We start from the raw sequence: 12,629 nt of genomic DNA on the forward strand, positions 1-12,629 counted from the left end.
CTAAATTGTTATCCATAACCTATTGATTTAATTGGCGTCCCGAACAGGATTCGAACCTGTGACCTGCCCCTTAGGAGGGGGATTTGATAAATGTCTTGGTGTATCTCTATGTATCTCCATCTAAATTTATTCATTATAAATAAAGGGTTAAATTGGTTTTTGGTTGCATGGAAATACATTGTTACACAACCGAACGCAATTAATTTGCACCCTATATGCACCCTGATTGAAAAAGTATATACTGCTTCTATGATTTTTTAAATCGAAGAACACAATAATAACTTATGGATAGAGAGCAGTTATGAACGAACTATCACTCCAAGATTTACCAGAGTACCAGAGCTTTTTAGTTCAGGCTATGCAACAGATCACTCAATCTCGTATTAAAGCAGCTCATTCGGTCAATAGGGAGCTGATAATGCTTTATTGGTGGCTTGGAGAGCATATAGTGACTCAACAAAATACCTATGGTTGGGGAAAATCATTCGTAGAAAAATTTTCTTTGGATTTAAAAAAGCATTATTCTGATGCTAAGTTTGGTTTCTCTCCACAAAACTTATGGTATATGCGACAGTTTTACCTTGAATATAAAGATAAGCCAAATCTCCAACAGCTTGTTGGAGAAATTCCTTGGAGTCAGAATTTACTTATTTTAAGCAAGATAAAGGATGATAATGAAAAATTATATTATTTATCTGCCGCGAAAGAACAATCTTGGAGTAGGGAAACATTAAGAGAACAAATTAACTCACAAGCTTATCAGCGACATTGTTTATCAGAGAAAAACCATAACTTTAAAAGCACATTACCTCAAGATTTAGCAGCTCAAGCTCAACAATCAATGAAAGATGTGTATATGTTCGACATGCTTGGTATTACTGAACCGGTTGTTGAAGCTGAAATTGAACGCAGGATGGTAGAGAAGATCAAGGATGTTATTTTAGAACTTGGCTATGGTTTTAGCTTTATTGGTAATCAATACCGTATTGTCACCCCAGATTCAGAATACTTTATTGACTTACTTTTCTATCACCGCAAACTGCAAGCACTTGTTGCTTTAGAGCTAAAACGATCAAAATTTAAGCCAGAATATGCTGGTAAAATGAATTTCTATTTAAATTTGTTAGATGATTTTGTCAAAGAACCTCATGAAAATCCATCTATTGGTATTATTCTATGTGGTGATCATAGCAAGTTTGATGTGGAGTATGCATTACGAGGTATTGATAAACCTGTTGGGGTAGCAGGGTATCAATTAACACGTGATATACCTAAACAGTTGAGAGACGCTTTACCAGATGCAGATCAATTAGAAGAAAAAATTATGTTTGAATTGGGGCTAGATAATGAAAGCCAAAATTAATAATACCTTAGTAAAAAAATTAGTTCCTCAAGATAAAGAATATGAAGTACATGATACCGATTTAAAAGGATTTATTCTTAGAGTCTTTCCCTCTGGAACAATGCGATATGTCTGTCAGTATAAACGAGGTGGCAAGATAAATATTGGTACTGTGGGAGTGATTACTCCGGCTCAAGCTCGCGAAAAAGCAGTCGAAATCTTAAATGACTTTAATAAAGGGATTGATCCAAAAACCAAGAGAGGAAGCAATAAGCCTAAAACGCTAGGGGAGTTCTTTGAAAATGAATATAAACCTTGGGTTTTAACTCATCATAAAAGAGGGGATAAAACGCTTGCTACAATTACACGCTGTTTTGATAAATTATTTTCCAAGTCTTTGGAAGAAATAACACCTTCGATTATAGAGCAATGGCGCATCAAACGGTTAAATGACGGTATTTCTCATGCAACACTTAATCGAGATATTGGTACATTAAAATCCTTATTTACTAAAGCGGTAGAATGGCGATTTATTAAAGAGAACTACTTAAAAAATTTGAAACTTTCTAAAATTGATAGAGCACCCAAAGTCCGTTATTTATCTTTTGATGAGGAAAGAAATTTACGACGAGCTTTAGTTGAGCGAGAAGAGCAATTAACGCGAGATCGAAAAAGAGGTAATGAATGGAGGCAAGCACGTGGATATGAGTTGCTGCCGGAGTATGAAGAAAATGATCATTGCGACTATCTAACACCAATGATTTTGATTTCAATTAATACTGGGCTGAGGCAAGGAGAGCTATTTCATTTAACGTGGGAAATGATTGACTTACAAGAACGCTCTATAATTATCTCTGGAGAAATAACAAAGAATAATAGTTCCCGCTATATTCCTCTGAATGATGAAACGTACAAAATAATTAGGCAGCTCTTTGATAAAAGTAGTTTAAAAAAAGGATTAGTGTTTCCAAGTAAAGACAATAAACCTTTCAATAATATTAAACGTTCTTGGACAACAGTTTTAAAAAAGGCACAAATAACCGGATTTCGATGGCATGATTTACGGCATCATTTCGCTAGCAAACTTGTTATGGCGGGTATTGATTTAAACACTGTGAGAGAGCTATTAGGCCATTCGGACATAAAAATGACTTTGAGATATGCACATCTAGCACCTGAGCATAAAATTAAAGCAGTGAATAAGATCAATTGGGCTGATTAAACTTACATTTATTAATGTGTTTAAATGGTTTCCAGTCTCCGACACCTTGGTTCGAAGCCAAGTTTTCAAATATTCCTTAAGGTTTCTAAAGCACCTCTAGTATTTAGGTATTTATATAAAGGAATCAAAAGCATAATAGTTACAATATTTAACTACGTGCATTGTACAACTAAATACAAAGGATAAAAAATAGATAATAAATAATTTTTTCTGTAATGAAAATTTATTATGAAAGAATCTTTTACTGCATTACGCTATCTAAGTTTTGTCCAGAACTCCTTCGTTGAGCAGAACCCATGAGCCTTTTTGTTTTCTCATCTTTCTTTTTATTAATAGAGAATCAGTATCATTTATGTATATATCTGCTGTACCTTGTTTAGATTCGTTAAGATTAAACAAATTGTTTACTTCTTCTAGAATAGAAGCACGTTCTTTCTCACTAAGCTTTGTTTTATTTTGACTTAATTGCCATCCTGGAAAGAACTTATCCCATAGTTCAGTTACTAAAAAGGTAGGTTTTTTGGGAGGTTTATTTGCAAAAAAAGATATTCCCTTCTTTTTGATCTCATCAGGTAAGCTATGATAATGAGCATCTAATGATGCCAGATCCTTTTTTAGTTCCTCTCCCCAAACAAAATGCTGATCTTTTCGCATAAATAATGGAGCACAGCGTTTATGTAATTTATCGGATGATACAAAAATCATACAAAATGGTAAATAGTATAAATAATTTAAATCCATCCAACTGGAAGTTGAAAGAGGAATTAATCCTGCTGCTCGGGCGATATAAAAAAAAGTTTCCAACGTAAGCATATATGCTGCATAAGGTGCGAAAGATGAAAGTGGTGGTGAACCTTGTAGAGTCCATCGCTTAAGAATTTCATTGTGAAACTCCGGTCGGACACCCAAAAAGCTTAACTCATTTTGTATATCCTCGGCTGATTTATTAGAGCGATTAACTAAACTTTCAGCAATACTTTTTGCTTCTTGCAGTGAAGGGCAAATTTTTTGATTGATGCTTGATTTAAAAGCGTTAGTTATTGTATCTAAATCAAGGGTAGAAATGTCGTTACGCCATTCTACGGCAATCGCATGTTCATTTTGAGTAAAATTCTCACAAGACCACCTAAGGAAATCTTCCGCTTCAGGTAGTTTATCAATTACCATGCTGGTTGTATTTAAAACTCTTGCTACTTGTCCTCGATATGGAATTTGGCCTGTCATGGGCACTGAGGAGCCAAGTAAATTGTTAATTAGTAGATCCATATGATGAAGGCAAGGTAAACCATTCATATCCGGAAATTTAGCCGCGAGCATCCCTGTTTCGTGTTTTGGTGCACGCTCATCAACCCATTTCTTATCAAGGTTCGCTAATGTTTCTGCATAAAATACGGGGCAAACATTTGGAGTGAAAAACTGATCAAACCAAATAGAGGAGTCAATAGAAAGGGATTGAATAAAAGATTTATCAAAAAGAGTAATAGGTCCCATGTTTAAGCTTCATCAAATACAGTAAGAGCAAATACAGCATTATAATCATTATATATAAAACCATACTCATAAGTCTATGAATTCGCAGTCCCTATTAATTCGTAGTTAGAGGCAGGAGTTCTTTCTCATTTACCCTTCAAACATGCAGTTTTGATAGGTATTGCTTATTATTTAATGTAACCATTTTTGGCTAGATGACTCTGGCCATCTAAAATCTGTTAACTGATTTTACTTTCTTAGTTGGGCCATTATTCTGCTTTTTATTTGTTTCCTGTCATTCTCATCTATAATTGGGCGCTTTTATATTTGGAATTTCTTCATGCGTTATTTGTTTGCATTCTTTTTTTTATTAAGTGGCAGTGTTTGTGCTGATTTTCCAAACTCATTTTCTCAATCTAAAAAAATTGCAGCTCAATTGTTTCGAGCCCATCCTCAAACTATTTATTGTGGTTGTTCTTATAAAGAAAAGGTGGTCAATCTAGCAAGTTGCGGCATGCAACAAGCAGAGCCAAAGAAAAGAGCTCATCGTATTGAATGGGAGCACATTATGGCGGCCGAACATTTTGGGCAGAAATTCGAATGCTGGCGTACAGCGTTATGTGAGGACAGTCACGGCAAGCTTTATAAGGGGCGTCGCTGCTGTGAAAAAATAGATGAGAGATTTCGGCATATAGAAGCGGAGCTTTATAATCTGTGGCCTGAAATAGGTGTGGTAAATCAAGCACGCTCTAACTACCGTTTTAACCTCGTATCAGGGCAGACAGACTATTTGGGATGCGCTATGAAGATTGATACTACACTGCGACGCGCAGAGCCCCCTGATACGGCAAAAGGTGTGGTGGCACGCGCCTACTTATTTATGGCTGAACATTACGGTATTTCTTTAAGTGCATCTCAAAAGCAATTATTTAAGGTTTGGAACAAAACATATCCTCCGAGTCAGTGGGAGCATCAATGGGCAAATCAGGTAGCTGCAATTGAAGGATATTCAAATCATTATATTACTCAATGGCATAATCTATCTAATGTTTAGAATGGCATGATGTTTATTAAATTGAAATAACTCAGGGCAAAGAGGCTATAGAAATCTATACTTAATAAATGAAGTAGTCCATTTATAGCCATATGTGTTTTACTCATTGGAAACTTATATAGTCGTGTTAGTTTTTAACTAAGGAAAGTTTGATGGATCAAAATGAATTGAATGAGAAAGATGTAACACGATTACTTTGTGACACTGATTATTTAACAAAAAAGTATTTTCGTGATCCTAAATTTTGTATGGCATATAACAAATCGTCTTGTTCAGGAGAAATAATTCAATCTCATATAATTAGTAAAAAATATTTAATTAATATAGCGCGGGATAGTCACGTATATACGCCCGTTGGTTCTTCTTACCATCAATCGGGTCTGTATGAGTTTAAACTAAAGGGCCTATCACAAGCTTGTCATATTAATGGATTTTGTAAGAAGCATGATAAGAATCTTTTTGAATCTTTTGAAAATTTTGATTTTGTTGGCCAATATAATCAGATATATGCCTTAACATTCAGAGCAGTTTGTCGGGAGTACTTTCAGAAGCTTTGTTTATTAGACATTTATAAAAAAGTTAAGAGAGGTTATTTTAAAAAAATTGAAAAAACTACTTTTTCTTCATCTTCATATTTTATAGAAAACTTTAAGTCTTTAAGAAGTGAGATTAGAGATTTAAAGTTTATATATACCCAATTAAAGAAGTACAATCGCTCGGGTATTAAATACATCTTAATGGAAACCTCAAAGATTCCCATATCTGCAACAGGTGTTATTTTCCCTATTCGGGATGCGACTGGAAAAAAAATTCAAGGGTTAAACGAAAAACAACTAGGATTTGTCTATAATCTCATATCTCTGCAGGACAAATCATATATACTAATAGCAACTGTAAAGGCTTTCAAAGGCACATACAAAGTTTTTATGGAATCAATATATAATCTACCCGAAGATAAGAAAATTAATTTTTTACTCACATATTTCTTTTTTAATAATGATAGCATAGCCATTTCTCCCGAATGGTATGAAGGCTTATCTATTGATTTACAAAAGAAACTAATTGGTTTAATGAATTTACAGGTAGGAAGATATATGGAGCTCTCTGAGTTTACTCAGCTATTAAACTTCGCTACGATAACTAATACATCAATACTAAAAGCAAAAATAATAGTTTAACTTTATTTTGTGTGGGATTACCCAAGTAACGCTTCCTTCTCAGTGACTGATTGGTAAATACATTTCAAATCTCTCGCACAATGATTGTGGTTGTGACATGGGTCAATTTAGCTTCATTGCATAAACTAGCGAAGTGACTGAATTGTCGTGAATTGAAGTTCAATTCAGCCATTACAAATGATTGGGTATCAATAAATACATTATTTGTTTTAAGTACCATTTTTTTTCGCTAGATGGAAATATTTCTACAACAGAGCGCGCTCAATTGAATTAACAATTTCGACAAGGCGATTTTATATAAGCTTATAATAGATGATTCAAAATTAAAAAAGATCTTATTTTTTTAAGAAATGATAATCCCCGATCGATTCGAAAATTTTTAAATACTGTTCATCCTTTTCGAGCAATTGATGGGCGTGTTTAAGCGCTCCGAGGATTATTGATTTGTTATAAGTATTAAGAGTGGACTTGATTACCAAGCCCCCTAATTCAATTTTATGACGGGTATCTGCTCTGCGTTTTTTGAGTTGTTCCAAAGCCATTGATTGTTCACAACGAACAATCATCTGCTTTTCCTTTTCAATCTGTCTAAGCGTTGCCATGACATAACTCTCCAGCAAGTTTTAAAAATGCTGCGTCTAAGCTCTTACTATCAAATTGATGAAGGCCGTGTTTGTAGGCAAGATGGCCAATTTCAAGTTTATGCTTCTGTTGTAATTTATCCAACTTGATTTTAGCTTTTTCGATTCTATCCAAGAGTACTGCTTCCATTTGCGATACTGTCTTCGTAGACATAATCATCTCTCCGCAAATGAGTTAACAGATTCAGCGTACAGTGCCAGATCTCTAAAAGCAATAGTTCAGCGCTAATAAAAGTGAGCGCAGCGAATTGCACAGTCACGAAGCGAAACGCAAGTGCGCAATATACAAACTTTCGTTTGTTTGCTAGTATCGTGATTCAAACACTTAAAAATCTTTAATGGACAAAGGTTTTTTCATTTTAAAAAGCAACCGATGGATTCGTTATGTTTGGGGATTCCGTGGCGATTGCTTTTGCACAAGTTTCTATTCACTCTCGTTCAAAAGGTCATAGTGCTGTAGCTGCGGCTGCTTATCGTTCGGGTGCTCAACTTTATGATGATCGCATTGGTCGTACCTATGATTTTTCAAAGCGAGATGATGTCGTTTTTTCTGAAATTCTTTTGCCTGATGGTGCCACTGACTCATTTCTGGAGCGTGATTATTTATGGAATGAAGTAGAGCGGGCTGAAAATCGATCTAACTCTCAATTGTGTAAGGATTTTGTTTTGGCGTTGCCTCGTGAATTAAATTTAGTTCAGCAGATTGAATTGGCAAAACGGTTTGCTCAAACGCATTTTGTGGAGAAAAGTTTACCAGCCGATATCGCGATTCATGATCATGGTGATGGCAATCCCCACGCACATATTCTGGTGCCAACTCGAAGATTGGAGAATAATCGATTTTCCAAATACAAGGCTCGCGATTTAAATCCAGTTTTTGCCAAAGGGTTTGTGGTGGAACAGGATTATTGGGGTGAACAATGGCGGGAGATGCAGAACGAATTTTTTATTGAGAACAATCTTGATTTACAGGTGGATGCAAACCATCTGATTGCTGAACGTCATTGCGGTAAACATCACAATCTTAATGCCCATTACCTGCTTGAAGAAAACCAATTGATTCAACAGGCGCGAATGGAGCTCACACGAGATAATATTGATTTGGTGATTGACCATTTATCTACTCAATACAGTGTGTTTACTCGCAGGGATGTTGAACGTTTATTATTTAAAACATTTCAAGCATCAGATAGCCCTCAAGAGTATTTGCAGTTTGTTGAAAGGGTATTGGGGCATCATGAAGTGGTGGCTCTGGGAGATAACACTCGAGGGCAGCCAAGCTTTACTACACGCGCCCATTTCATGCAGGAAGCTCAGTTATTAAATGATATTGAAGCGATGATGGTTTCTCAGAAACATGTAGTCCATCAATCCATTGATAGGCTTACCCAACACTATCGATTAAGTGAAGAACAACAAGAGGCCTTTCGTTATATTGCTCAAAGCTCCGATATTTCGGTGGTGATTGGCCGTCCAGGAACGGGTAAAAGCTATTTGTTAAAGCCTGTAAATGAGTATTATACCCAAGCAGGAATGGAGATCATTGGTGCTGCTTTATCAGGTAAAGTTGCTAAAGCTTTGCAAGCTGAAACAGGCATTACATCTTCTACTATTAAATCGTTATCTTATCGATTAGCAAATAATATGATGCAACTAAGTGATAAGCATGTCCTAATTATCGATGAAGCCGGGATGGTTGATTTTGCGAGTATGGCGTACTTGATTAAAGTAGCACACAAGGCTGGTAGCAAAGTGGTGTTAATTGGTGATCCCGATCAATTAAAACCCATTCAAAAAGGCGAGATATTCAGGGGTATTGCTGCTCGCACGGGTTATATTGAGCTTGAAAATATTAAACGGCAACAAGATTTGGGCGATAGGCAAGCCAGCCTAAATTTAGCTAAAGGCTATATAGACAAAGCCATTCAACATTATCAAGATAAGGGCGCGATAACAATTGTTGATACTAAGCTGCAAGCTATAGAACAAATAGTTACAAACTGGAAACAAGATATTGAAACAACGAGTATGGCCGACACCATTATGTTGTCCTATACTCGAAAAACGGTTAATCATCTCAATGATCAGGCTCGTGAAGTATTAATTGCTGAGAATAAACTTGGTGAAGAAAACATCGTCTATCAGGGATTAGAGCGGAACCTCAAGATATCAACCGGTGAGCGACTGTTGTTCAGAGAAAACAACAAAGCTCTAGGGGTTCGTAATGGAGATACAGCAACCGTTAAAGAACTAAATACTCAGCAAATCAGGGTTCAATTGGATAGTGGCGAATTACTTACTATTCCCAAAGAATATAAGGCGTTAGATTATGCCTATGCGCTGACTGTTCATAAATCACAAGGAATGACCGCAAAAAAAGTTCACGCTCTAATCGATAGCAAATACTGGGATAGAAATCTAAGTTTTGTTGCAATGACCCGTCATAAAGAAACACTGCATATCTATACAGACAAAGAAAATCACCCAACAGAGCAGGCATTAAAACAAACATTATCTCGTAGCTGTACTAAAGATAACGTTATTGATTGGCCACTGGACTTTGCTACCCGAGCAGGTTTTAATTCTGATTCATTGATTAGCAGAGCAGTGAATCATATTGTCGGAATGGGACATAAGATAAAGCAGGCTTATAACTTTATCGTTAATTATGAGGCCTATTTTTTGAATGCTAGTTATCAGAATAAGTTGAAAGATATCGGACAGGATAGAATTTATGCTAAAAAGGAAGCATTTAAAATTGATACAAAAGTGCTTGAGAGTAAAGATTACAAAATATCAGAGCAATCCTTTGAAATTCTGAAGAAGAACTTCCCTCAAATTGGTAATCTTGAAATCCTTATCAAGAAGCGGCAACGAATGACTGGTTACTTTGCTGAAAAAGCTGATAAACAAATTACAACTTTGTCACAGCAATTATTAACTAATAAGACCGTTGCCAATCAAGTCAAAAACCAACACCCAGAGCTTTATCAAAAGATACAAAATATCTATAACAAACAGAAAGAAAAAGTTTTGTGTCATAATCGTTGATGCTAACAATTAAATCTAAAAATGTCCCCTATGTCCCACGTAGGTAATTTGAGGTGGGGACGGCAATAACCCAGTCCTAGAGCGGCTGACCCATGTGTCCCTTTTGTCCCGTGTATTTTTTTAGGTCTGCCAAAAATATCTTAATTTGTTTAGAAATCTTAGGTTGGTATCCCCGTTTGCAAGCAAACGGGCTACTTGCTGCAATATGGGAAACCCTACATGATGAAGCGCATTAACTTCAAAAATACATGGCGAGACCAATTGTTTTCTTTATTTGGGACATTTAATGAAATTTCTGTGAGTGATATGGGTTTGCCTGTTAATTGGAAAGAAGATGATTTTTGGAAATAATTTGATCAATGATATATAAAATATGTTTTATCTCGTTAATAAACGGGCTCATTTCCTAATTCAGAATCTACTATTTCAAATTGAAACCCATATTTTTTTTGCATGTTTATTATTCTTTTCTTTGTCTCTTCGTTTAAATAAGGTGAGAGATAGATTTTTGAGATAAGTTGTTCTAAGTCTACTGGAACAAATATTCCATCCATTGGAATGTTTACACCAAATTCTACTGCCGTACCTAGATAAATAAGTAATCTAAGTTCATTTTCGCTTGAAAAGACATTTCTTTTAAACATAAATCTTTGAAAATCTAATTCTATCCCTCCTCTATTGGCAGTTGAAAAATTAATATATTTAACTGTTCCTATATAAATATTTTCACTCCCATATTCTGGTCTTATTTTGTATTCCGATAATGAATTACAGAGATTATTAACATTGGTCTGAATAGCAATACCTTTATTGTTGGCATAAAGCTGCCACATTGCGGATGATTCGAACTCATTTAAATGCCAACAATTGATTTTTGTAAAATCTAATAGTGGTTCCCACGTTGAACTTCCTCCAAACTTATAATGTTTATAAAATTTTTTTAATATATTAAATTCATTTTGGGGCACCTTAGAGAAATCTATGTCAAACTTTGCTTTTATCTCAGCATCGGTTATAGAACCTTCATGCTTCTCTCCAAGTTGTCGAGCACTTGCAAAATATAGAGACTTATTTTTTAATAAAGATTCAAATTTTTGAGGATTTATATATCTCCAAGCAAGTTGAGATCCTTCTACATTCTCATATCCTTTTAAGTTTTTTAACATAAGATCTCTTATGAGCTAGGTGTTTTTAAATTATAGATGCTTTTTAAACTCTGCTGGTGATAAAAGGGGCTTCCTAGTGGCCAAAACTAATTTTTATAGCCCGTATTAGACGAAGTCGTAATACGTGGATAGCTCAGTTACACCCCAATTTTTAATTTATCAAAACAGAGAGAAACACGTATTACGACTTCGTCTAATACGGGCTTGCTGAGAAAAGAAATATACCTGGCTATACAATAAACAGGGTGATAGGGACCAATCGAGTTTGCATACATTTTATTCACTAAAAAGTCGTTAGAATGCTTCGGTTTACGAAGAACAATGGAATAATGGAAAAATTTCATCGAAAGATGAAGTTGATTCAACGCAGGGCTTTATGGATTTAGAAATTTTGAAAATTATAGATTAAGAGTAGTGTGCTTTGTGGATGAGTGAAGTGCCCCAGATTTGGGGAAGAGACAGAAAATTGTAATGGTATTAATTGTAGAGCGGTCACATTTGTTGTATTTATTCAAATAGACTAATCACAAAAGACTCTTGTAGCCAGTAGCCATACTATATTGGCAGCATTAAGGCGAAGCTGGCAATATGAATGGTTTGTATTTCAGAGTCATAAGCAAAATAAGCTAGTGTACTATAATTAAAAGACGCCCATGATTGGTGAGTGGTGAAATGTTAAAAGGATTTATCTATTTTTTGTTAATTTCAATTTTATTATCATTGCTTTTTTGGTTTTTGCCATCGTTTCAATTTTTTATTTTTCCTAGTGGCGATAAGCCATCGGAGCATAACTTTCTTTATTATATAATCAGTTTGGCCATTACATTCATTATTGTCTTAATAGCTTATACAAAATCAAAAGAAGCATTGAAACAATCTAGGACCAATTATCTCTTGAAGATCGATGAAAGATTTTGCAGTCATGAAATAATAAAAGCTAGAGAGATAATTCATGAGCATTATTTAGCTATACAGCAGGAAAATAAAGAAATTGAGATTGACGCACTTAAGCATGAACTAGGGAAGAAAATTATAGTCATAAGCAGGGATGTAAATAGCAAAGAGGAATATATATATTTATTAAATTTTTTGGATTTCCTCGAAACAATTGGGTATTTGTACGTTCAAAAGGCAGTAACTATACCCGAACTGAATGAATTACTTGGTAATTCTATAGTTTACTTTTATGAGATTTTCCACCCATATATAAAACACCGTCGTAACTCTAAAGCTGATCAAAAATTCTATAGTCAATTTGAACAGTTGTATAAAAGTGTCAAAAACCATCAAACATGTTCTGTTCATCAGTGTTGCTGGTGTTTATTCAAACTGCGCATTAAAAGATTTATCAAAGATAAACTCGAGCGATAGCCGACCTGTAGGCGCTTTGGATATAGAACTCGTGTCAGGGTGTTGTGTTGTTAGATGAGGAGTGCCCCCGTAATTGGGAAAGACCCATAATCTGTCTACATTGCGTCGATATGACTTTTTCTAACTTTCTGGCT

11 protein-coding genes and 1 pseudogene are annotated in these 12,629 nt (G+C 35.1%); 8 read left to right on the forward strand and 4 right to left on the reverse strand.

Annotation, left to right across the window (positions count from 1 at the left end; all coding sequences use genetic code 11):
* Positions 1 to 301: 301 nt before the first annotated feature.
* Together LOX96_RS17145 and LOX96_RS17150 are read left to right on the forward strand one after the other, a co-directional pair.
* Entirely contained in the window at positions 302 to 1,363 is a 1,062-nt protein-coding gene (locus LOX96_RS17145) for a PDDEXK nuclease domain-containing protein (RefSeq protein WP_250424699.1), read from the forward strand.
* Complete coding sequence (locus LOX96_RS17150) at positions 1,347 to 2,564, forward strand: site-specific integrase (RefSeq protein WP_250424700.1); 1,218 nt, start codon at positions 1,347 to 1,349, stop codon at positions 2,562 to 2,564. The genes LOX96_RS17145 and LOX96_RS17150 overlap by 17 nt, the downstream gene beginning before the upstream one ends.
* Positions 2,565 to 2,822: 258 nt before the next feature.
* On the opposite strand, the gene LOX96_RS17155 is transcribed toward LOX96_RS17150, so the two are convergent.
* Positions 2,823 to 3,788 carry a hypothetical protein gene (locus tag LOX96_RS17155; protein WP_250456447.1) on the reverse strand — a complete coding sequence of 322 codons (966 nt, stop codon included), beginning with the start codon at positions 3,786 to 3,788 and terminating at the stop codon, positions 2,823 to 2,825.
* A 586-nt stretch (positions 3,789 to 4,374) separates the two neighbouring features.
* Between LOX96_RS17155 and LOX96_RS17160 the strand changes: the two genes are divergently transcribed.
* Complete coding sequence (locus LOX96_RS17160) at positions 4,375 to 5,088, forward strand: endonuclease (protein ID WP_250424702.1); 714 nt, start codon at positions 4,375 to 4,377, stop codon at positions 5,086 to 5,088.
* 152 nt (positions 5,089 to 5,240) lie between these two features.
* Positions 5,241 to 6,266 carry a hypothetical protein gene (locus LOX96_RS17165; protein ID WP_250424703.1) on the forward strand — a complete coding sequence of 342 codons (1,026 nt, stop codon included), beginning with the start codon at positions 5,241 to 5,243 and terminating at the stop codon, positions 6,264 to 6,266.
* A gap of 335 nt (positions 6,267 to 6,601) precedes the next feature.
* Here LOX96_RS17165 and LOX96_RS17170 read toward each other — a convergent pair whose 3' ends face one another.
* On the reverse strand, positions 6,602 to 6,868 hold the full coding sequence (locus LOX96_RS17170; RefSeq protein ID WP_250424704.1) for a conjugal transfer protein TraD: 267 nt from the start codon (positions 6,866 to 6,868) through the stop codon (positions 6,602 to 6,604).
* Entirely contained in the window at positions 6,855 to 7,061 is a 207-nt protein-coding gene (locus LOX96_RS17175) for a hypothetical protein (RefSeq protein ID WP_250424705.1), read from the reverse strand. The genes LOX96_RS17170 and LOX96_RS17175 overlap by 14 nt, the downstream gene beginning before the upstream one ends.
* A gap of 230 nt (positions 7,062 to 7,291) precedes the next feature.
* Between LOX96_RS17175 and traA the strand changes: the two genes are divergently transcribed.
* Together traA and LOX96_RS17600 are read left to right on the forward strand one after the other, a co-directional pair.
* Positions 7,292 to 9,958, forward strand: coding sequence for a Ti-type conjugative transfer relaxase TraA (gene traA / locus LOX96_RS17180; protein WP_250424706.1), 2,667 nt, complete (start codon positions 7,292 to 7,294; stop codon positions 9,956 to 9,958).
* A 219-nt stretch (positions 9,959 to 10,177) separates the two neighbouring features.
* Complete coding sequence (locus LOX96_RS17600) at positions 10,178 to 10,309, forward strand: hypothetical protein (RefSeq protein WP_284498405.1); 132 nt, start codon at positions 10,178 to 10,180, stop codon at positions 10,307 to 10,309.
* Positions 10,310 to 10,344: 35 nt separating this feature from the next.
* Here LOX96_RS17600 and LOX96_RS17185 read toward each other — a convergent pair whose 3' ends face one another.
* Positions 10,345 to 11,124, reverse strand: coding sequence for a DUF2971 domain-containing protein (locus LOX96_RS17185; protein WP_250424707.1), 780 nt, complete (start codon positions 11,122 to 11,124; stop codon positions 10,345 to 10,347).
* A gap of 287 nt (positions 11,125 to 11,411) precedes the next feature.
* On the opposite strand from LOX96_RS17185, the pseudogene LOX96_RS17190 reads away from it, so the two are divergent.
* Both LOX96_RS17190 and LOX96_RS17195 read left to right on the forward strand, forming a co-directional pair.
* Positions 11,412 to 11,555: pseudogene (locus LOX96_RS17190) on the forward strand (transposase); the annotation flags it as partial.
* 241 nt (positions 11,556 to 11,796) lie between these two features.
* Complete coding sequence (locus LOX96_RS17195) at positions 11,797 to 12,495, forward strand: DUF4760 domain-containing protein (RefSeq protein ID WP_250424708.1); 699 nt, start codon at positions 11,797 to 11,799, stop codon at positions 12,493 to 12,495.
* The last annotated feature ends 134 nt before the right edge of the window (positions 12,496 to 12,629 follow it).

The organism is Legionella maioricensis (assembly GCF_023618015.1).
Classification (GTDB): domain Bacteria; phylum Pseudomonadota; class Gammaproteobacteria; order Legionellales; family Legionellaceae; genus Legionella; species Legionella maioricensis.

Coding starts and splice junctions, on each gene's coding strand:
- LOX96_RS17165 (WP_250424703.1), top strand. CDS start 5,241: ATGGATCAAAATGAATTGAATGAGAAAGATGTAACACGATTACTTTGT.
- LOX96_RS17185 (WP_250424707.1), bottom strand. CDS start 11,124: ATGTTAAAAAACTTAAAAGGATATGAGAATGTAGAAGGATCTCAACTT.
- LOX96_RS17170 (WP_250424704.1), bottom strand. CDS start 6,868: ATGGCAACGCTTAGACAGATTGAAAAGGAAAAGCAGATGATTGTTCGT.
- LOX96_RS17175 (WP_250424705.1), bottom strand. CDS start 7,061: ATGTCTACGAAGACAGTATCGCAAATGGAAGCAGTACTCTTGGATAGA.
- LOX96_RS17145 (WP_250424699.1), top strand. CDS start 302: ATGAACGAACTATCACTCCAAGATTTACCAGAGTACCAGAGCTTTTTA.
- LOX96_RS17600 (WP_284498405.1), top strand. CDS start 10,178: ATGATGAAGCGCATTAACTTCAAAAATACATGGCGAGACCAATTGTTT.
- LOX96_RS17195 (WP_250424708.1), top strand. CDS start 11,797: ATGTTAAAAGGATTTATCTATTTTTTGTTAATTTCAATTTTATTATCA.
- LOX96_RS17160 (WP_250424702.1), top strand. CDS start 4,375: ATGCGTTATTTGTTTGCATTCTTTTTTTTATTAAGTGGCAGTGTTTGT.
- LOX96_RS17155 (WP_250456447.1), bottom strand. CDS start 3,788: ATGACAGGCCAAATTCCATATCGAGGACAAGTAGCAAGAGTTTTAAAT.
- LOX96_RS17150 (WP_250424700.1), top strand. CDS start 1,347: ATGAAAGCCAAAATTAATAATACCTTAGTAAAAAAATTAGTTCCTCAA.
- traA (WP_250424706.1), top strand. CDS start 7,292: ATGTTTGGGGATTCCGTGGCGATTGCTTTTGCACAAGTTTCTATTCAC.